Below are 21,045 nucleotides of genomic sequence, written 5' to 3' on the forward strand. Positions count from 1 at the left end.
CTACGGCAAACTTGAAATAGCAGTAGTCTCTAAATGGATCAGAAATACTTTCAACGTTATTTTAAAATACCTGTAAACAATTATAAAAAAATTCACTTTGCTTCGAATTTAGAATGGACTACCATTTTTTGAAAATTGATTATCGACTGTCGTATCAAAACTAAATGAAGTAAATAAATAAACCGACTCCCTTAGAAGAAGTCGGTTATGATACAAATAACTGAAAAACCTCTCTTAAAGTTATTTAATTCCTTTCCTTAACCAAGCTTCGTAAATATCTACCTCTGGAGTATAATCTATTGGATCTCCTACATCATTACCTTTGGAATCTTTAATTACATACAAAGGTTGCGCAGCAGTCTCATAATTATTTCTTTGAAATTCCATCCACTTGTCTCCAATTGTCCTTACCTTTTTTCCAGTCTCTTTTGAAACATATTGTTCATTCTCAGGAAGCTTATTTCTGTCATCCACATAAAGCGATATGAGTACAAAATCATTCTTTAACATGTTTAAAATTCTTGGCTCACTCCATACACGCTCTTCCATTTTACGACAGTTCACACATGCCCAACCTGTGAAATCGATTAATATAGGCTTATCAACTTTTTGGGCATAAGCAAGACCTTTATCATAATCATGAAAGGCTATGATATCATGAACAGCTAGATGAGCGCCTTCAGGAACTTTCTTATTCAATTCAAGTTTTGTGTACCCTACTCCATATGGAGATTCAGCATAATTTAAAGGTGGCGGAAAACCTGAAATAATTTTTAAAGGTGCTCCCCAAAGACCTGGAATCATGTAAATCGTAAAAGTGAGAACCACTAATCCTAATATCAGTCTACCTACAGAAATACTTTCCTCGGGACCGTCATGAGGTAACTTAATCTTACCAAATAAATAAAGAGCTAACCCACCAAAAATTGCTATCCAGATGGTAATAAAGACTTCCCTTTCTATAAAATGAGTTTGATAAACCAAGTCTGCAGCAGATAAGAATTTGAGTGCTAAAGCGAGTTCTAAAAATCCTAATACCACTTTTACTGTATTCAACCAGCCACCAGATTTAGGCAACGAATTCATCCAACCTGGAAAGATCGCAAATAAGGCAAACGGCAATGCAATCGCTAGTGAAAAACCAAGCATTCCTATAACTGGAGCTAATCCTCCTTTAGAAGCTGCCTCTACAATTAAAGAACCTACTATTGGCCCTGTACAAGAGAATGAAACTATAGCGAGTGCTAACGCCATAAAGAAAATTCCAGCTATGCCGCCTCGATTTGCTTTTTCGTCTGCTTTGTTAGCCCAAGATTGTGGTAACGTAATTTCAAAAGCTCCAAGAAACGATATCGCAAAAACCACAAGAATCAAAAAAAACACAATATTAAAGTACACATTGGTACTTAATTCATTTAACGACTCCGAACCAAATATAGCAGTAACAACAGTTCCTAATAAGACGTAAATAACAATTATGAAAATACCATATAAAATAGCATTGGAAATTCCCTTTGCTCTATTCTTACTCTGCTTAGTGAAAAAACTCACCGTAAGAGGAATCATAGGAAAAACACAAGGTGTTAACAAGGCAGCAAAACCTGACAAAAATGCAATGATAAAAATTCCCCAAAGACTACGATCTTCCTCCTCGTCCTCTTCTAAAGCTTCTTCTTTATCTTTTTTTTTTGGTGTTTCTACTTCTTGATCAGGCGCTTTATGGCCATCCTTAACTGGGATTTCTGATTCTGGAGCTGCTTGTGCTAGCATAGGTTCTAGCTCTTCGTCTAAATAACGTTCTATGACATCCTCAGCACCTTCTGGTACTTGTGCATTAGAATCTAACTTGTAAATAAGCGGTTTTCCTGTAGGTCTTAAACAACGTTCCTCATCACAAGTCATGAAATAAGCTTCACCTACAATATATTTTAAATTAGGATCGAGCACCTTAATTTTTTGCTTAAAAACAGCAATATCTGAAAATTGATACACGTTAAATTCCCATACCGGAGAAAACTCAGCATAAGAACCAGTTTCCTTATTAATTCCCACCAACTCGATTTTATTCTCTACTTCATAAAAACTAATAGTTGTTGCAATAGGACCTCGATCACCTACAGATGTTTGTGAATATAAATGCCATCCTGGTTCTATAATAGCAGTTGTTACCAGTTCATATTCTGTATCAGACAATTTATTTACCTCAGTAGTCCACGTTGTAGGATCTTCTTGTGCAAATAGTTGTAAAGAAATGAGGGCTGTTAAAGCAAATAGAAGCTTTCTCATAATTCTAGGGTTATTTCTATAATTGATTTTGTGTTTTCTGTAATGCTGTAATGTTTACTGGCTCTTATTCCTAATAGCCAGATGATGTCGCTACCGTTTTCCAATACTAATGATTTTTCTCGTTTTAAAGAAGAAATTTTAGCATCTGTTAATATATCACTTATTAATTTAGTTCCCTTCATACCATAAGGACTCATGCGATCACCATGTTTCCAAGTTCTCAACTTTAAGATACCTTGAACCAAACTAGCATCTAGAAGTAATTTATTTGGGTTTGGTAAAACGGTTTGTAAAAACTTTTTAGGCTCCTCGGTTGATATTATATTGATACTTAATTGCCCTTCTGGAATTGATACAACACCGTTTTTAAGTTCAATTTCTTGATCAACTATGGGAATTGCCTCGATCTTTCTTAGTTCCAAAAAAGAATTATTCTTAATTAATTGCATAGAACCAGCAACTAAATACTTTCCGTTTTCGGCATCTAGTAATTCTAGAGCATCAGGCATATGAAATGAGTATTCTCTGAGAAGCTCAAAAAGATAAGCACTTGGCTGGACAGTAGCTTTTAACTTTTCAATATTTATAAAGAGATTACCATTATTTATTTTAGTTCCGCTTTCGCGAAAGCGGGCTACCTCAACATCTAATAACAATTCTGAATCTTTAAGATAACTAAGAGTTTTTGAAAAGTTATTATCTAGATGAGGCAAAACTTCCTTAAGCAAGGGAATTAGATCGTGACGTAGTTTATTGCGCAGGTATTTTGTTGAGGCGTTGCTACTGTCTTCTCGCCATTTGATTTTGTTTTGAAGTGCATACTCCTCAATTTCCTTACTAGAAAAATCTAATAAAGGGCGTAAGATGATGCCATTGCGATCTCTTATACCAGTCAAACCATGAATTCCAGCGCCACGACCTAAGTTAATTAGAAAGGTTTCTAATTGATCGTCTATGTGATGTGCTACTAATACATGAGCTATTTTATTATCTGACACTATAGTATTAAATGCCTCATATCTCAAATCTCTAGCTGCCATTTGAATACTGATTCCTCCTTGCTCAGCAACATTAGTGGTGTCAAAATGAACAATATGTATTTTATGTTCTAAACGAGTTGCAAGTGCTTTGACAAAATCCTCATCTTGATCACTCTCTGCTCCTCTCAAATTAAAATTACAGTGAATGAGTTCCAACTTGAGCTTACATGCATGTAATAGATGGGCCAACACAACACTATCCTTTCCTCCACTACAAGCCACGGCAATTTCACTGGAAAGAATCTCAGGAAAGTTAGTTTTGATATGTTTTTTGAACCTTTCTAGCATTAGGATAAATCTTCAAATTCAAAACCTTGTTTTGCAAGCACCTCAAAAAGAGCTTTTGCTTTAAGCAAACACTCCTCATATTCCTTTTCTGGAAGAGCAGCAGCCGTTATAGCACTTCCTACTGAAAATGAAAGAGTTTTCTTTTCTTGGTTATACAAAATCGTTCTTATGACTACATTAAAATCAAAATCATCCTCAGGTGTAAAATAGCCTATCGCACCACTATACAAACCTCTTTTAAAGGATTCATTTTGCTCAATAATTTCCATCGCACTTATTTTAGGCGCTCCGGTCATGCTTCCCATGGGGAAAGTACTTTTTATCGCATCAATTGCGGTATATTCTTCACCTAACTCAGAAACTACCGTACTGATCATTTGGTGTACTTGCTTGAACGTATATATTCCAAAAAGTTCCTCAACCTTAACAGAGCCTTTGACTGCTGTTTTAGAAAGATCATTTCTTACTAAGTCTACAATCATTACATTTTCTGATCTTTCCTTTGGGTCATGATAAAGTTGATCCTTGAAAATATCATCTTCAATGATGTGAAAAGATCTTTTTGCTGTTCCCTTGATAGGTTGAGAAATGAGTTGCTTCCCTATCTTTTTTAAATACCTTTCTGGACTTGCACTCATTATATGATAGGAGCCTAATTGAGCATAAACAGCAAATGGTGGTTCACTAATATTATTTAGGTCGTAAAATGCCTGTTGCGAATTTAAAGAAGCCTCTCTTGCATAAAACTGAGTACAAAAATTTGCTTCATAGATATCTCCACGATGAATATGATCTAGAAACCTTTGCGCTTTTGCCAGATAAGCAGCTTTAGAATCTCTAGCAATCAAAAGTCCTTGCTCTGGAAAATTTGCATCGACTGGAACATTACTGTTTTTAATATTCTCTATAATTCTATTTGCCGCTGGTTGAGAAGTAATATAACTATGAATCTTTACTTGAGATGCTGCAAATTCAAAAACCAGTTCTGGGACAAAAAAATACAAATCTGGAAACTCGGTAACATCTTCATGAACACTTTTTAATTGCTCTAGCTCGTTTTTAAGATCATAGCCTAAAAACCCAAACATCCAGTCTTGATAATCTTTCCTAAATAACTCTAAACGTTCAAAAGCATTACCAGAATCACACTTAATGTAATCTATGGCTCCTACAGCAATAAGGGCAGAATAAGTATCGTGTTTCAGGTTTCCATGATTACTTTCTAGATATATCAAATGTTTTTCTGAAGCATAAAAAGCCAGCAATTTCTTTTTAAAAATTGCTGGCTTATCTATTGTAAAACTATGAATTTGTCTTTGCTTCATGAGATCTCAAAGGTAAGATTTGTGAAGAAAGCATAATGCTATTTTGATTAAAAAATAGCATTTTAAAGACTTAAATTTTAAAACGAATACTGCAAAGTACCTCGTATGAAAAAAGGAGTTCCTGGAGTAAAATGTATTTCTTCTACAGATTGTGACTCATTTGCAAGTCTAGACTCTGTAGCAAATTGAGTTTCATTCCATTCTACATCAAAAAGGTTTTGTACCGCGATTCCTAACCTTAAATTATTAGATAGATCATAATTGACATTGAAATCTGTCACAAAATAGCCTTCGGCAACAATAGAATTATCTTCATTTGCAGCTCGATCTCCTATGTATCGGTATCTTAAACCAGCATTAAATTTTTTATAATTTTTTAAACTAATTCCGCCTACTAGAGTAAGCTCTGGCGCAAGAGGTATAAAATCTTCGCCATCTGGTTCTTCAATTGCTCTTGCATGAGCATAATTGATGTTACTGTCTAAGAACAAATACTGTGATAGTTGATATTTAAAACCAAGATCAAATCCATAACGTTCTGTCTTACCGCTAGGCTCTACAATTCCTGCATCTCCCACGTACACAAATTCTTGTTCTAAAAATAAATACCATAATGCACTGTTTAAAATAAACTTATCACTTACTTTCCAGATCGAGCCTAAATCACTTCCATAAGACTTTGGTAAAATTTTATCAGCACTGTTTTCTAACACTACTCTTGTGTCATTACTGTGCAATCCTACTCCATTTCTCAAGTACAATTTTAAGCTATTACTAACTTCATAATTAAAATTTAGTTTAGGTAATAAAGCTTCGGCAGTTTGTGATTGAGTATTATAAGTGGTCGCTAGCGCATCTTTATAGTTAAATTTAAATCTTTCAAATCTCAGACCAGCATCTATCATTAAGTTGTCAATAAACCACTCTGCTCCTACAAAAGCAGATGCATTTGTTTCATTAATATCACCTAACTGTATATTTTCTAGAGTTTGTCTTCTGTTTAAAGTTCGTGATAATCCAGAAGATTCAGTTCTATCATTACGCAATCCTAGACCAGCTTTAATATTGAATCGATTACCTGCGAGCTCTGTTTTATATTTATAATCTGCCTTAAAACCTAGCATGTCACGAGATTCTTGTTGTCTTATTTGATCGCCATTGATAGGGTCTTCAAGAAAAAATGTGAAGTTAGAAAATAGTAGAAAGTCATAGTGAGAATAAAATAAGGTAGTTTGTAATTCTTCTTTATCACTTACATCCATATCATAATTAAGTACCAAACTTGTTCTAGAAGTCTCTCCACCTTCGGTATCATCTATGGCGCCAAATCTGTTGATAATTCCCTGATCAACTGCTCTTTGAGGAATTTGACCGCTAGCATCCCATTCACTGTCAAAATGAGAAACACTCATACTGAAGCGGTCTCCATTATCTGCAGTATGTTGTAGTTTACCAAAAAGGTTAATCCTATCAAAATTCTGCGGACTTTCAAAAGGGCCATCAAAGGTCAAATACTCAGTAGCCACATAAGCTGAAGTATGTGAGTTATCTACTAGTTGCGCTAGCCCTAAATAACGCTGATAATTAAAGTCTCCTATTTCAAAAGTTATATTGCTCTTATCTAAGTAATTTTTAGTTCTAAAATCTACATGTCCAGCAGTGGCAAAATTACCTACGGTTTCATCATAACTTCCTACACCGTATGAAATGTTATTGATAGTTTCTGGAATCACAAAATGAAGATCTGCATATCCTTGTCCATGAGCATGAGATACCATGTTTACCGGCATTCCATCTACATTAATTGCGATATCAGTACCATGATCTATATCAAAACCTCTCAGAAAAATTTGTTCTGCTTTCCCGCCACCAGCGTGTTGACCTATAAAAAGTCCTGGTACCGTTCTCAGTAATTCTTGAGTAGAAGTTACTGGATTAATTTTTAAATCTACATTAGCAAGTACATTAAGCGTTTCTACGTCATTACTAATTGTTATGGCATCCAGATCAAGAGAAGCTAATTTCAGCACTACTTGCTGGATTTCTTTCTCGTCGTTCACAATAACTGTGGTTGCCTCATAACCTATATGTGAAAAGCGTAATTCATCATTTTTCTCAACATCGTCTAGTGAAAAATATCCTTTTGCGTTAGTATGTGTGTGATTGCCAGACTCCATATGCAATACATAAACGTCTTTGAGTGGTTTACCAGTTTCGTCTTTTACAAAACCAGTAATGTTGTGTGCTACAATGAAGTGTGAAATGAAGAAAAATACTGTTGTTAATGCCGCTTTCGCGAAAGCGGGAAAAGTAAATTTAAAAGTCATGGTGATCTAGTTTAGTTACTCCACTTACGTAAGAGGTAACTAGTGCAGTTCTAAACAAAATGTTAATAGAAAAGAAAAAACCGATTTTCCAAAATAGAAAACCGGTTTGAGTTATTCAATTTATAAAATATTATACGTGAAGCGCTCTGTCTTCAGTCGCAGCAAGTGCTGCTTCTTTTACTGCTTCAGAATAGGTAGGGTGTGCGTGAGACATTCTTGCGATATCTTCTGCACTAGCTCTAAATTCCATTGCGGTTACTGCTTCTGCAATAAGGTCTGCTGCACGAGCTCCGATCATGTGAACGCCTAGAACTTCATCTGTAGATTTATCTGCGAGGATTTTTACCAGACCATCAATATCTCCGGAGGCACGTGATCTACCTAAAGCACGCATGGGAAATGATCCTGCTTTGTATTCAATTCCTGCTTCTTTTAATTCTTCTTCCGTTTTACCTACGCTGGCAACTTCTGGCCATGTGTACACTACGTTAGGAATTAAGTTATAGTTGATGTGTGGCTTTTGTCCTGCGATAGTTTCTGCCACAAATACACCTTCCTCTTCAGCTTTGTGTGCTAGCATGATTCCTCTTACAACATCACCAATAGCATAAATATTAGGAACATTAGTTTGCATGTGGTCGTTCACTTCTACTTGACCACGTTCATTTATTTTTACACCAGCTGCAGTTGCGTTCAACTTATCTGTATAAGGACGTCTTCCTACAGAAACTAGGCAGTAATCTCCCTCAAAGGTTACTTCTTCTCCTTTTTTGTTTTTTGCGGTTACAGTAACTTTATCACCATTACGCTCAACTTTATTCACAGCGTGAGATAAGTGAAACTTTACTTTCTGCTTTTTAAGAACTTTCATTAATTCTTTAGAAAGAACTTTATCCATTGCTGGAGTTATGCGATCCATATACTCGATTACGGTAACTTCAGCTCCTAATCTTTTGTATACTTGACCTAATTCAAGACCTATAACGCCACCACCTATTACGATCATGTGCTTAGGAATTTCTTTTAAAGAAAGTGCTTCTGTAGAAGTGATGACTCTTTCTTTATCTAAGGTAATGAAAGGAAGTGATCCTGGCTTTGAACCAGTAGCAATAATTGTATTGGTCGCTTCGATGGTTTCAGTTTTCTCTCCATCTATTTTAATGTGTGTAGCATCTACAAAAGAACCCATTCCTGTATATACATCTACCTCGTTCTTTTTCATCAAAAAATCAATCCCAGCACAAGTGGTGTCAACGACTTGCTTCTTACGAGCGATCATTTTCTCAAAATTGATTTTTACCTCACCAGGGATTTCTATACCATGCTCCTCAAAATGCTTCATAGCATCATCATAATGGTGAGAAGAGTCTAAAAGCGCTTTAGACGGAATACAACCTACATTAAGACACGTACCACCTAGGGTATTGTATTTTTCAATAATAGCAGTTTTCATGCCTAATTGCGCACATCTAATTGCGGCTACATATCCACCAGGTCCTGATCCTATTACTGCAACATCATACTTACTCATAAGAGGTTTTTTTATTAAAATTTAAGTTATACAAAGGTAATAAAGCGGTCGTTATTTAAAGAGCATTTTAGTATTAATATATGTCTCTATTGTACGTCGAGGCAGGTTTGCAGTCGCAGTTTGCAGTCGCAGTTTGCAGTCGCAGTTTGCAGTCGCAGTTTGCAGTCGCAGTTTGCAGTCGCAGTTTTAAGTTTTGCTAAAAACCTACACTGCTGTCTACTGCTTACTGAAAAATGAGATTGAGGCTAGCTTCACTTCCTCTTATAAGGTCTAATAATTAATCGAGCTGCTACCTCTTCAAAGTAAAATGCCCTTTAGATATGGAGCCGTCTTCTCGTTTCATAGTAAACCAGTAATCGCTTGATGGCAGTGGTACTCCATTTGAAGTACCGTCCCATCCTACACTGTCTGTAGAAAAAGACGTGAGCAATTTACCGTATCTATCAAATATGGAAACAATATTTGAAGTAGCAAAATTTCCATTGATGACTTGCCAGTTATCATTGAACCCATCTCCATTAGGCGTAAAAAAACGTGGGTAAAACAACATAACTACATCTAAAGAAATAGTAAAACAGCCATCTGTATCACGCACGTAGACAGTATACTCTCCAATAGGTAAGTTAGTAAATACATTTGAATTTTGATAGGTGATTCCGTCCAGCGAATATTCATAAAAATCATCACCATCAACACTTACCCTAATACTATTGTCATTTAATGTAAAATCTCTTACCTCAACATCAACTGATGCGTCGCGAGAAAGAACCTCAAATTCAATAACAACTGAGCAAGCTCCACCATTATTTTCATAAACTACTTCAACAAAGTAATTGCCCGTACTCGTAATGGTTGCCGTAGAGGTTGTATCTCCATTAGACCAGTTATATTCATCATAGCCTGGTGGTAATTCCAGTATTAGCTCCTCATCTTCACATAAATAATATATAGGTTCTAAGAACACTTCTGGATACTCTATAAGGCCTATATCAAAAGATGTAGTGTCTTCTTCTATACAATCACCGCCACATTCAGGAATTAGCTTAACAAAAATCTCTTGTGGGTTTGAAAGGTTGGAGTAATTTCCCGGCTCAACTATTGGATTATCATTCTCTAAATCTTCTTGGGATTCATAAAAATAAAAATTGATATCCCAATCAGCGTCTGTTAGTAGAGAAGACCTTGTTAATAAGTTAAAGTTTTCAACTCCATCATCATCTTCATCACATAGGATATAATCATCGATATCATTTGCTATTAGGTTTTTTTGAATAGTGATACCTCTAGAATCGATGTAAGTTTCTCCAGTGGTACTAGAACTAGCCTCCAAAGTGACAACGTAATCACCAACACTGCTGTATTGATAAGAAGGATTTTCTAAAGTGGATATACTGTTGCGCTCGCCAAATCTCCATAAAAAAGTATCAAAATGAGGCGGTAAGCTGGACTGAAACTCTACCAGATCACCATCACAAACGTTACTATAGGAAAAGTCTTTTTTCAAATAAGATTTGATGACATTAGGAGGTGACCGTAAAAAATCAAAGTCTCCATCATAGCTATACTCAAAATCACATTTTTTATAATGTCTTGTAGTTTCAATAGTATCTGAGTCTGGATTATCAATTACAGAAAGTGGAATAGAAGAAGAGACTGAAAAATTATAAACATAAATCTTTCCATCAATAGCTAATTCCATTGTTGAATAGTAAAAAACTAAATTACTGCCTGTTAGCGATAAAATAGGAGAAGGAAGACTATTAGCTGTCACAGTACTTAAATTATAACGTGCGATTTTTTCTTCAGACGAGATAAATGATCCATTCATATGTTGTACAAATGCGCCATATAAGTATAGGTAATTACTGTTTGAACTAAATTCCATACGTAACGTACTAAAGATTTCGTTTGTATTAATTGAGGTGCGGTGTAATAAAATTTCATTAGAAATTAAACCAGTGCTAGAGTCAAAATCATATACTAAAAGATCCTGTTCAAATGTATTATTAGCTCCTGAATAATCATTTATTGCAAGTTTTTTACCATCTGGTGAGATACTTATTTTATTGCGATTTTCAGCCCTATTGAAAGGAAATATTTGTTTAGTTAAAACTGGCGTATTATTAATCCCAGAAGAATCGATAAAGAATGTTTTAATATGATTTGTGAATTGATCCACTAAAATTAATATAACATCAATACCATTTGCTCCAAATACCGCTTCTAATTCTCCATTAAATTCATTTATTAATAGTATATTTTTTACTGATGTCACATCACCTAATCCACCGTTTAAGGACATATCGATAACACTGTAAGATAATTTTAGGCTACTAGCGTGTACTGGGCCGTGTGGATAAAACACGTAAAATAAATCACTATTCCCTGGATGCGGTACAATCAAACTTTTGATCGTATCATGATGCAGAACGCCGCCTGGGTTACTAACATGAAATAGACCAAGAACGTCGCCATTAGGCATTTGTTGATGGTTAGAGTTATAAACAGCTCCATTTAAATGATAAAATAATAAATTACCAGCAGCATCTGACATCGTAGATTGTAGCACCCATTTATAATCAAGCATGTTGCCTAAATCTTGTGTATAATCATAAGTATCAATTGATGATTCTGTAAACTTATAGCCTTTATTTGCTGTATGTAACCAGTGCGACGCCTCTAACTGGGCAGTTAATGTATGAGATACCAATACAAACAAACAGGTGAGATAAAACTTGATGTAATTTTTTATCATATTACGTGATTAATTTCGCTTAAATTTTAATGCAATTCATAAAGAAGAGCATTATTTTGTTTTTTTATAGGAGTAAAAATTTATATCATAGATGTTCGATTAGTATTTTGTATGCATCTACTTACTCAAATCTACATTATTTCAATGAAGATTCCTACATATCCATTAGAGATTCATTCTCAAATATGTTGATTTGCGCAAGTATGAATCAATATGTGTTAGCTCAACAGCTTCCCAACATTATTCTCTAGGGAATTGAGATAAAAATGATGATTATGTTAGCACTTTTACAAATACAAGGAGAAACCATAGAATAAAATAGTTGAAACAAATTCCACACCATCCATCTTTTACCTTTTTCAACTACCACTTTTCACTTCCTCTTATAAGGTCTTATAATCAGTCGAGCTGCCCGATCATAGTTGAAATAGTTATAAATCCAGTTTAGAAAAACCACTAATCTATTTCTCACACCTACTAAGAAATACAAATGAACTCCTAACCACGAGATCCAAGCAAGAAAACCACCTAGCGTGTAAGACTTTATATCTGCAACAGCTCTATTTCTTCCTATGGTAGCCATACTTCCTTTATCAAAGTAGCTAAATTCTTTAAGAGGCTTGTTTTCTAGAAGTCTTTTGAAGTTTTGGATCAATAATTTGCCCTGTTGTATCGCTGGTTGTGCTACTTGAGGATGACCGTCTGGAAACTCTGGAGTTTTCATAAGCGCAATATCTCCTATAGCAAATAAATCTTGATAACCTTCTACTCGATTCATTCTATCTACTAGAAGACGCTGTGATTTTTGATCCACACTTTCTTTACGTATTCCTGCTACTGGACTACCTATTACTCCAGCACTCCATATAAAAGTGAGTGCCTCGATTTTAAAATCAGTATTAGTAATAACGGTATCATCTATGTAATCTGTAACCATTACATTAAGATGTACGTTTACTCCTAACTCTTTCAAATATTTTTCGGCTTTTTGAGAAGCTTTTTCACTCATACTTACGAGAACTCGATCTGATCCGTCAAGAAGATGAATTTCCATATGATCTGGATTGAGGTCTGGATAGTCGTTAGGTAACACCCCATTTTTAAACTCGGCAAATGCTCCGGCAAGTTCTGCTCCTGTAGGACCAGCTCCAGAAAGTACGATGCGCATTAACTTTTTTTGTTCTTCTACATCGCTGGTAAGCGTGGCTTTCTCAAGGTTTTGAAGCATGTAACTTCTTATGTTCAACGCTTGAGGAACGCTTTTCATTTTTAAAGAAGCTTTTTCCAAATCTTCATTGCCAAAAAAGTTAGTTTTAGTTCCTGTTGCAAGAACTAAATAATCATAAGTCACTTCACCTATTGATGTTTTTAGCTTTTTTAATACTGGTTCAACAGACTCTACTTCAGCCAGGCGAAATATAAAATTATTACGTTCTTCTACCAGACCGCGTAAAGGAAATGCAATAGAATCTGGTTCTAAACCACTTGTTGCTACCTGATACATCAATGGCTGAAAATTATGATAGTTATGACGATCTATAAGTACGACTTGATATTTTTGATTGGTAAGCTTTCGCGAAAGCGTGATACCACCAAAGCCACCGCCCACAATTATTACTCTAGTTAGGTCAGACTGCGGTATGTTCATTGGATTTGCTTTTAACAAATATAAATTTAACACCACCAATTATCGAGTAGTTAACAATCTTTTCTAAGTTGTGTAACGTTTTTATAAAACGAATGACTTATCGATTAACCATACCATTAAAAAGTGAGTAAAAAACTCGAAGCAGAATTTGTAAAACAGTTAAACGAGAATCAGAATATAGTCCATAAAATATGCCGACTATATACTAACGATCAACATGCACACAATGATTTATTTCAAGAAGTGACTGTGCAGCTATGGCGAGCGTATCCTAAATTTAGAGGAGATTCAAAATTTAGCACATGGATGTATAGGGTTGCTTTAAACACAGCGATTACCTTATACCGCAAATCAAAGAGGCGAGTAAAAACTCAGGATTATGATTCTGTTCAATTCAAGATTGAGGACCAGCAAGAAGATGATGAGCAAATGGAACAGCTTACATTACTCTATGGTGCTGTTAAACAACTTAACGATATAGAAAAAGCACTTGTCTTTTTATATCTAGAGGACAAAAACTATAGAGAAATAGCAGAGACCATGGGTATTACAGAAGTAAATGCCCGAGTGAAGATGAACAGGATCAAAACGAAATTAACTAAAATTATAAATCCATAAAATCATGGATCAACTAGATATACTTAAAAAGAATTGGAAATCGCAAACTAGCGATACGCCACAATTTTCTACAGATCAATTAAAAGGACTACTGGCCCATAAATCTACAGGAATCGTAAAATGGTTATTCATTATAGCGATGATTGAGTTTTTTGTATTTATATTTTTAGGAATAATATCCCATTTTTATAATAAAAGCAGTGAGGTAGATGTCATAGGCTTGATGGGTGAACCGTTTTATTATGGAACTTCTATCGTACATTATGTAGTAATTATAGGGTTTATCTATTTATTCTATAAGAACTATAAAAATATTTCGGTAGCGCAGCCTACTAGGTCGCTTATGAAAAATATTTTAAAAACTAGACGCACCATGAAGTGGTACATCTGGTATAATTTAGGTTATATCATGATAGTAGGAATGATAGCCATGACGCTAGTTATACCTAATGATCCACAAATCGTCGCGCTTATGAATAAGCCAGAAATGGCTGGTCAGGAAACAGCTCTATATTTTCTATTTCTAGGTGTTTCTTTTGTAATATTTCTAGTGATATGCATTGTAATGTATTTGATCTACTTACTGATTTATGGTATCCTATTAAATAAATTAAAACGCAACTATACAGAACTTAAAAGAATGGAAGTTTAATCATTTGCTTCATAAACACAAAAAATCCCTATTGTTATAAATAAACTAATAGGGATTTTTGTATTTAATAAGAGAGCAATTTCAACATGCCACTGAAACTAGTCATAACTCTCGTTTCAAAATAATAGAGTTTTCTTCGGTGAATTCGGTAGGTCGTTGATTATTAAAATCCACTGCAAAAAGCATCTCATTATCATTTATAAATTGAGCGATACAAAATTGTTTCTTTTGTTTACCACTTTCTATTTTTGTCATTATTAGGACTACTTCAATGGGGTTTTTGTCTACATCTATTTTATAAGTTGCGTTGCCTTTTTCTCCTTTGAGAATGAATTCTTTACCTCCCATTATTTGATCACCTATTCGCAAGGTAACATAACCATCTTCATCAAATTCAATAAATCCTATCTGGCTGCCATCATTACCTTTCCATTTACCAATAAATTGATCTTGTGCATTAACACTTGTAACAGATAGTAAGGGTATGATGATTAATAATAATAGAAACTCTTTCATTTTAATTCATTTCAAAATTAATTTTAAAAATAAGCATAAAAAATGCGCTCTAACGAGCGCATTTTTTATTAATCTAATAATGTATTTGCTATTAAAACTTATAACCAACTGATAAATGAACTGTACCTGGTAGTTGCGTTCTATCCTCTCCATCACTCACATTATCAATAATATCAGAGAAACCATAAGTAAGCGTTCCTTTCACGTATAAATTATACGCTCTCAAATCATAACCTAATCCTATCGTACCAGCAAAGTTTGTATTTACAGTGTTTTCTATCTCCGCATAGTCCGCATCATCAAGAGAAACATCTCCTTTAAGTAAAAAACCTATTTGTGGACCAAAGTGTACACTCAAATTTTTATAAGCATAATACTTGAATTGAAAAGGAATATTTATATACTGAAGTCTAACATCAGTATTAACGCCATTACTATCAAATTCTTCTCCTTCTATAGAGTATAATAAACTTGCTTCATAGGACCATTTCTCTGCAAACGGTAACTCAGCAACTCCTCCAAGATGAAAACCGAGTCTGGAGTCTCCAAAACCGTCACCACCAAGATTATCAATTTTTGAAAAGTTAACTCCACCTATAACCCCATAGGAAAAGTCTTGAGCTGTTACAGTAAAGCTTGCTAGAAATAAAGCAACTAAGGAAAAATAAATAGTTTTCATTTTTATGTTTTTGGTATAGATGTCAAATATATAAAAATGCTTTTGTTTATTAGTTTTTTATTTTAATAGATATTGGAACTGCTTTTGAACTGATGAAGCGGCAATCAAATCAATGAATTAACTTATATCAACTAATTATTTCAATCTCTTTTTTCTATTTGCTTCGTAATCGGTAAAAATCATTTCGCCTAATCCCTGAAGTCCTGTAAAAAATGCCTTTCCTTGATTTGCTTCGGTAAAATTATCTACAAAACGCTGTAAATAGGGATCGTTTGCGATCATAAAAGTTGTAATAGGAATGTGTAACCTTCTGGCTTGAGTAGCCATGGTATAACATTTATCTACGATGTATTCATCGAGACCATTTGAATTTTTATAATACGTCCCATCTTTTAAACGCAAGCAGCTAGGCTTACCGTCGGTAATCATAAAGATTTGCTTATTGGTATTACGTTTTCTTCTTAAGATGTCCATTGCTAGTTGCAATCCAGCGACTGTATTTGTATGATAAGGACCTACTTTGAGGTAAGGAAGGTCAGCGATTTTAATGGGCCAAGAATCATTACCAAAAACAATAATATCTAAAGTATCTTTAGGATATCGAGTTGTAATTAACTCTGCTAGCGCCATTGCTACTTTCTTTGCTGGTGTGATTCTATCTTCTCCATAAAGTATCATCGAGTGCGAGATATCAATCATTAAAACGGTGCTCATTTGAGCTTTAAATTGAGAATCTTCTACAACAAGATCATCTTCCGTCAGGTTAAAATTACCCATTCCATGATTGATTTGAGCGTTGCGAAAACTCTCTGTCATTGAGATACGGTCTAAGCCATCACCAAATCTATATGGACGGTAATCACCGCTATGCTCATCTCCTTGTCCTAGATTACCTGTTTTATGATTACCGCTAGCACCTTTGCGCATGTTCCCAAAAATCTGGTCTAGTGCATGTTTACGAAGTAATTGCTCCGTTTTGGCAGTAATAGAAAATCGTCCAGGTCTATCTCCATCACCTTCGTCACCTTCTTGATTCTCATCATTAGGATCAAACTCTTCTCTTATATAACCTCGAGCTTTTAAATCCTCGATAAAGTCGTCTATAGTATATTCGGGAGTGGTCAGTTTATATTCTTTATCTAGTTCTCGCAACCAATTAATTGCTTCGTCAAAATCACCAGACGTATGTGTTATAATCTCTTTAAAAATTTCAAAGAGTTTATCAAAAGGATCTTTTTCTTCTGGATTATAAAATTCAAACTTAAAACCTAATCTTTCTTGTGCCATGATTTAAAAATAATTTACAAAAGCTTGATCACAGTCCTTATTTGCACATTTAACATTGGTTTGTGTTTATAAAGAGCTCTTTTGAGAGTGGAGATGGATTCTTTACCATAAGTTAATGCTGTTTCGCTTTCGCGAAAGCGGAATAGAAGTTATTTTTGCAGCCGCGTAAAAAACAACGAAGATGAATAAACATGCTTGGCACGATGTAAGTTATGGAGCAGATGCTCCAGGTCATGTAACTGGAATAATTGAAATCCCTAAAAATACGAGAGCAAAATATGAATTAGATAAAGAATCTGGAATGCTTATTCTAGATAGAGTTATCTATTCTTCTATGTATTACCCCACAAATTATGGTTTTATTCCTCAAACATATTGTGATGATCAAGATCCACTAGATATACTTGTTCTTTCACAAATTGAGATTGTTCCGATGTGCCTGGTAGAAGCTAAAGTTATAGGTGTAATGCAAATGCTAGATGGTGGTGAAATGGACGATAAAATCATCGCTGTAGCTGCAAATGATATGTCTGTAGCGCACTTTAACGATGTGAGCGAGCTCCCAGAATACTGGAAAAAGGAAATGCGTAATTTCTTTCAAGACTATAAAAAATTAGAAAATAAGACCGTAGAAGTTGAAGAATTTCAAGGTCGTGATAAAGCTCTTACAATAGTGAATCAAGCGATTGAGGACTATAAAAAAGAATTTGGTAAATAATCATTGAACCACTTATTTGTAGTTCATATTTTATAAAATCAACTGGTTCATTTTTCAAATGAACCAGTTTTTTATTGGCTAATTTTTGAACTCTAATAAATTGTTAATTTTAAATTAACTGAATCTGAATCTAGCATCCAGTGTTTATCTTTATTACTAAATTTTATTCATATGATTAATCATAAAATTAAGTGGTCCATAGGTTTATTATTAGTAGTTGCTTTGATAGTCGCAACTAATTTTATAGATAGAAACAACTACCAGCGCATACAAGACTCCGTTGCTTCCATTTATGAAGATCGATTAATTGCTAAAGATTATTTATTTGACATTCAATTAGAAATTCATCAAAAAGAGCTTTTACTCGCTCAAGGAAATGACTCTTTATATATAACTCAACAAACTGCTTCGCAAGAAAAAATTTCAAACTTAGTTGATGGGTTTTCTAAGACGAAGCTTACGAGAGAAGAAAAACGTGTTTTTGATGATTTTGAAAAAGAAATCGCTTCACTATTTGCATTGGAAACTGCTTACTCTACAAATGCAGAAAACCTTCAGGGATCTACTCGATTGAGTAGTCAAATAGATAAAATAGATTACAACCTGCATCAACTTGCAGATATTCAAATCACCGAAGGTAAGAGGCAAATGCAAGTTGGTAAAAAAGCAATGGAATCTGTTGACTTACTGACTCAATTAGAAATATGGATCGTTGTAATTATTGCGATAATCATCCAAATTGTAATCCTATACAGTCCAAAACCTAAAGAAGATTAAAGGTTTTTTACTATGCTATTTTGAATTAGTATTAAATAAGGAATCTTGAGAAGTACCACTTACGCTTCTTTCAATCTCATTGACTTTAACATTGTAAGACTTTAGTCGATACTGCAACCAGTTTGCTAGACGCTGTTTGATATCTAGTCTCCTATTGGTTTCTAACGTAGTATCATTAAAGACGATATTATAAACTGAAATAGTATCTGTGCTTTGGGAGATAAAGTCTTTGTTTACAGACTCTGCATAGCTCATGCTTGCTATTTCTGGATAATTCAATCGGACTTCTTTGCTTATGATTTCAAAATCTTTGCTCTGCTGGCTCAATCTGCGCAATTCATTTTCTAACGCAGCAATACGCACATCTTTATTTTGAATTTGCTTCATTTGTCCTATTAATTCTTCCTGTACTAGTTCTACTCCATCATTATTATCTGTTGGCATTTTAGAACCTTGAAAAAATTCAATTTCACTTCCTTCTAACTCCTCAATCTTCTTAAACTTATTTTCCCATGCATCAAGTGTAGGCTGTGGTACAATTTCTCCCAACATAACTATATCTAGCTTATTAGTTTCTTTATTCCATTCCTTCGTAGGTCGCATACCTACATAATCAATGGTGTTTTTAAAAAATTCATCCACAGCAATTGCCTTAACCTGAGAAGAATATAATTGGTAAAACAAATAAACAGACGGCAATAATACAAACACACCTATAGCTGTTGCCCATCTTGAAACACGTTTACGCTTTGCTTGATTAGCATATTTTACCATAGGGAACTTAAGAAGCTTGCATACTACAAAAGTGGCCAATGCTATGAAAACCGCATTAATACAAAACAAATACATCGCACCTCCGAATACGGACAACTTCCATATAGCAATTCCATAACCAGCGGTACACAATGGTGGCATTAATGCAGTAGCAATGGCAACACCTGCAATAGCGTTAGAGATAGTTCCTTTTTTTGCTTTAGCTACTATAAGGGCTAGACCACCAAAAATTGCGATCAAAACATCTAAAATTGTAGGATACGTTCTTGCTGCGAGTTCGCTCGTTATTTCTTTTATTGGTGTTATCAAAAAATATAAAGAGGCTGTTAAAAGTGACAATCCCACCATAACTCCTAGGTTGATCAACGAGCGACGTAACATTGTATCATCATTAATAGCTGTTCCCAATCCCATTCCAACTATAGGACCCATAAGAGGAGATATTAACATGGCTCCTATCACCACAGCAGTGGAGTCTGCATTCAATCCTATTGATGCTACAAAAATGGAGAATATTAGAATCCACGCATTATGCCCTTGAAAAGAAATGTCTTTTCTAACAGCTTCTATAGTTTCATCTCTATCAGAATCTTGACGTATATCTAGTAAATCATGAAGAAACGCCATGGTGTTTTCCCAAATACCAGAAATACGTTGTTGATTTACATCTAGATTATTATCTGAAGATGGATCATTATTAGATTGTTGCGTATCCATTATCCTATGTTGTTACCGTATGAAGCCATCGCCTTACTACGTATTTCTTTAATTTCCTGCTCAGCTGATAAAGGAATTATCATTAACACATCATCTTGATCTACAATAATATAATCTTCAAGGCCTTGTACTATAACTTTTTTTCCGGCAGCTGTGCGTATCATATTCCCACTAGAATTCATGGCCATGAGATCAGCATTTACTACTGCATTTGCATTCTCATTTTTATCTAATTTATCGTACAATGAACCCCATGTACCTAAATCATTCCATGAAAATCGAGCTGGTAAAACATAAACAGCATCACTTTTCTCCATAATAGCATAATCGACTGAAATATTTTCTGCATTTGGGTAATTATTCTCCAGCCATTTATCTTCAGCATCGGTATTGAAAACAGACAACCCATCTTTAAAAAGGGATGATAATTGAGGTTGCGCTTTCGCGAAAGCTGAAACTACACCAGCCACATTCCAAATAAAAATACCTGCATTCCATAAAAAATTACCTGCTGCGATGAAGCTTTTGGCAGTTTCTAGATCTGGTTTTTCTCTAAATTGAGATACTTTTTTAAGTTGGTTCTCTTCCTTATTATATTCTATGTAACCAAAACCAGTATTAGGAGATGAAGGCTGAATTCCTAATGTGAGTAATGCTTGCTCATTTTTACCACAAAATTCAAATGCGGTAGTGAGGTCTTCATTAAAGACATCTTCATCTTCTATATAATGGTCGCTAGGTGCAACGATCATGTTTGCAGAAGGATTCATTTTTTGAATTTTTAGAGCGGCCAATAAAATACATGGCGCAGTATTGCGCATGGAGGGCTCTGCAACTATATTATCAAATGTAATATCAGGTAATTGTTCCTTTACTAGATCTACATAGTCAGCATTAGTAAGAACCAGTATTTGAGAAGACGGAATTTGTTTCTTCAACCTGTCATAGGTCATTTGTAATAAAGACCTTCCTAAGCCTAGCATATCATGAAACTGCTTTGGGAAAGATTGTTTACTCACAGGCCAAAATCTGGAACCTACGCCACCGGCCATAATAACTGCATAATTGTTACTACTCATATTCTTGTTTTCTTAATCCTACGTTTAC

General features: G+C 34.6%; 16 protein-coding genes. 4 read left to right on the forward strand and 12 right to left on the reverse strand.

Features of this window, described 5'->3' with window-relative positions; translation table 11 throughout:
- Positions 1-240 precede the first annotated feature (240 nt).
- From DDD_RS16885 to DDD_RS16915, 7 genes are all read right to left on the reverse strand, one after another.
- Positions 241-2,286, reverse strand: coding sequence for a protein-disulfide reductase DsbD family protein (locus DDD_RS16885; RefSeq protein WP_015364183.1), 2,046 nt, complete (start codon positions 2,284-2,286; stop codon positions 241-243).
- Positions 2,283-3,614: a tRNA lysidine(34) synthetase TilS gene (tilS, locus tag DDD_RS16890; protein WP_015364184.1), complete on the reverse strand. Its 1,332-nt coding sequence runs from the start codon at positions 3,612-3,614 to the stop codon at positions 2,283-2,285. The genes DDD_RS16885 and tilS overlap by 4 nt, the downstream gene beginning before the upstream one ends.
- Entirely contained in the window at positions 3,614-4,939 is a 1,326-nt protein-coding gene (locus DDD_RS16895; RefSeq protein WP_015364185.1) for an anthranilate synthase component I family protein, read from the reverse strand. The genes tilS and DDD_RS16895 overlap by 1 nt, the downstream gene beginning before the upstream one ends.
- A gap of 77 nt (positions 4,940-5,016) precedes the next feature.
- Positions 5,017-7,266: a TonB-dependent receptor gene (locus DDD_RS16900; RefSeq protein ID WP_015364186.1), complete on the reverse strand. Its 2,250-nt coding sequence runs from the start codon at positions 7,264-7,266 to the stop codon at positions 5,017-5,019.
- Between the two features lie 130 nt (positions 7,267-7,396).
- On the reverse strand, positions 7,397-8,797 hold the full coding sequence (gene lpdA, locus DDD_RS16905; RefSeq protein WP_015364187.1) for a dihydrolipoyl dehydrogenase: 1,401 nt from the start codon (positions 8,795-8,797) through the stop codon (positions 7,397-7,399).
- Positions 8,798-9,086: 289 nt separating this feature from the next.
- The gene (locus DDD_RS16910; RefSeq protein WP_015364188.1) at positions 9,087-11,552 is read right to left on the reverse strand and encodes a T9SS type B sorting domain-containing protein; all 2,466 of its coding nucleotides are present in this window, start codon (positions 11,550-11,552) and stop codon (positions 9,087-9,089) included.
- A gap of 373 nt (positions 11,553-11,925) precedes the next feature.
- Entirely contained in the window at positions 11,926-13,200 is a 1,275-nt protein-coding gene (locus DDD_RS16915; protein WP_015364189.1) for an NAD(P)/FAD-dependent oxidoreductase, read from the reverse strand.
- A 123-nt stretch (positions 13,201-13,323) separates the two neighbouring features.
- Here DDD_RS16915 and DDD_RS16920 point away from each other — a divergent pair, with 123 nt between their 5' ends.
- On the forward strand, positions 13,324-13,818 hold the full coding sequence (locus tag DDD_RS16920; protein ID WP_041567250.1) for an RNA polymerase sigma factor: 495 nt from the start codon (positions 13,324-13,326) through the stop codon (positions 13,816-13,818).
- A 4-nt stretch (positions 13,819-13,822) separates the two neighbouring features.
- The gene (locus DDD_RS16925) at positions 13,823-14,470 is read left to right on the forward strand and encodes a hypothetical protein (protein WP_015364191.1); all 648 of its coding nucleotides are present in this window, start codon (positions 13,823-13,825) and stop codon (positions 14,468-14,470) included.
- A gap of 102 nt (positions 14,471-14,572) precedes the next feature.
- Here DDD_RS16925 and DDD_RS16930 read toward each other — a convergent pair whose 3' ends face one another.
- The 3 genes from DDD_RS16930 to DDD_RS16940 all read right to left on the reverse strand — a co-directional run bounded on the left by DDD_RS16930 (position 14,573) and on the right by DDD_RS16940 (position 16,952).
- A complete protein-coding gene (locus tag DDD_RS16930; RefSeq protein WP_015364192.1) occupies positions 14,573-14,986 on the reverse strand; it encodes a hypothetical protein in 414 nt (137 codons plus the stop codon).
- Positions 14,987-15,077: 91 nt separating this feature from the next.
- Positions 15,078-15,665, reverse strand: coding sequence for a porin family protein (locus tag DDD_RS16935; protein WP_015364193.1), 588 nt, complete (start codon positions 15,663-15,665; stop codon positions 15,078-15,080).
- 135 nt (positions 15,666-15,800) lie between these two features.
- Positions 15,801-16,952, reverse strand: coding sequence for a vWA domain-containing protein (locus DDD_RS16940; protein ID WP_015364194.1), 1,152 nt, complete (start codon positions 16,950-16,952; stop codon positions 15,801-15,803).
- 181 nt (positions 16,953-17,133) lie between these two features.
- On the opposite strand from DDD_RS16940, the gene DDD_RS16945 reads away from it, so the two are divergent.
- Together DDD_RS16945 and DDD_RS16950 are read left to right on the forward strand one after the other, a co-directional pair.
- Complete coding sequence (locus tag DDD_RS16945) at positions 17,134-17,670, forward strand: inorganic diphosphatase (RefSeq protein ID WP_015364195.1); 537 nt, start codon at positions 17,134-17,136, stop codon at positions 17,668-17,670.
- A 171-nt stretch (positions 17,671-17,841) separates the two neighbouring features.
- A complete protein-coding gene (locus DDD_RS16950; protein ID WP_015364196.1) occupies positions 17,842-18,447 on the forward strand; it encodes an MCP four helix bundle domain-containing protein in 606 nt (201 codons plus the stop codon).
- 15 nt (positions 18,448-18,462) lie between these two features.
- Here DDD_RS16950 and DDD_RS16955 read toward each other — a convergent pair whose 3' ends face one another.
- Both DDD_RS16955 and DDD_RS16960 read right to left on the reverse strand, forming a co-directional pair.
- Positions 18,463-19,938, reverse strand: a complete 1,476-nt coding sequence (locus tag DDD_RS16955; RefSeq protein WP_015364197.1) for a DUF389 domain-containing protein — start codon at positions 19,936-19,938, stop codon at positions 18,463-18,465.
- Positions 19,938-21,017 carry a mannose-1-phosphate guanylyltransferase gene (locus DDD_RS16960; RefSeq protein ID WP_015364198.1) on the reverse strand — a complete coding sequence of 360 codons (1,080 nt, stop codon included), beginning with the start codon at positions 21,015-21,017 and terminating at the stop codon, positions 19,938-19,940. Before DDD_RS16960 ends, DDD_RS16955 begins: the two co-directional genes overlap by 1 nt.
- Positions 21,018-21,045 lie beyond the last annotated feature (28 nt).

This window comes from Nonlabens dokdonensis DSW-6, assembly GCF_000332115.1.
GTDB lineage: Bacteria > Bacteroidota > Bacteroidia > Flavobacteriales > Flavobacteriaceae > Nonlabens > Nonlabens dokdonensis.

What these genes read in the sequence shown, in the direction of transcription:
- DDD_RS16885 (WP_015364183.1), bottom strand. Translation starts at nt 2,286, where the DNA reads ATGAGAAAGCTTCTATTTGCTTTAACAGCCCTCATTTCTTTACAACTA.
- DDD_RS16945 (WP_015364195.1), top strand. Translation starts at nt 17,134, where the DNA reads ATGAATAAACATGCTTGGCACGATGTAAGTTATGGAGCAGATGCTCCA.
- DDD_RS16950 (WP_015364196.1), top strand. Translation starts at nt 17,842, where the DNA reads ATGATTAATCATAAAATTAAGTGGTCCATAGGTTTATTATTAGTAGTT.
- DDD_RS16910 (WP_015364188.1), bottom strand. Translation starts at nt 11,552, where the DNA reads ATGATAAAAAATTACATCAAGTTTTATCTCACCTGTTTGTTTGTATTG.
- tilS (WP_015364184.1), bottom strand. Translation starts at nt 3,614, where the DNA reads ATGCTAGAAAGGTTCAAAAAACATATCAAAACTAACTTTCCTGAGATT.
- DDD_RS16960 (WP_015364198.1), bottom strand. Translation starts at nt 21,017, where the DNA reads ATGAGTAGTAACAATTATGCAGTTATTATGGCCGGTGGCGTAGGTTCC.
- DDD_RS16940 (WP_015364194.1), bottom strand. Translation starts at nt 16,952, where the DNA reads ATGGCACAAGAAAGATTAGGTTTTAAGTTTGAATTTTATAATCCAGAA.
- DDD_RS16900 (WP_015364186.1), bottom strand. Translation starts at nt 7,266, where the DNA reads ATGACTTTTAAATTTACTTTTCCCGCTTTCGCGAAAGCGGCATTAACA.
- DDD_RS16915 (WP_015364189.1), bottom strand. Translation starts at nt 13,200, where the DNA reads ATGAACATACCGCAGTCTGACCTAACTAGAGTAATAATTGTGGGCGGT.
- lpdA (WP_015364187.1), bottom strand. Translation starts at nt 8,797, where the DNA reads ATGAGTAAGTATGATGTTGCAGTAATAGGATCAGGACCTGGTGGATAT.
- DDD_RS16930 (WP_015364192.1), bottom strand. Translation starts at nt 14,986, where the DNA reads ATGAAAGAGTTTCTATTATTATTAATCATCATACCCTTACTATCTGTT.
- DDD_RS16895 (WP_015364185.1), bottom strand. Translation starts at nt 4,939, where the DNA reads ATGAAGCAAAGACAAATTCATAGTTTTACAATAGATAAGCCAGCAATT.
- DDD_RS16955 (WP_015364197.1), bottom strand. Translation starts at nt 19,938, where the DNA reads ATGGATACGCAACAATCTAATAATGATCCATCTTCAGATAATAATCTA.
- DDD_RS16935 (WP_015364193.1), bottom strand. Translation starts at nt 15,665, where the DNA reads ATGAAAACTATTTATTTTTCCTTAGTTGCTTTATTTCTAGCAAGCTTT.
- DDD_RS16925 (WP_015364191.1), top strand. Translation starts at nt 13,823, where the DNA reads ATGGATCAACTAGATATACTTAAAAAGAATTGGAAATCGCAAACTAGC.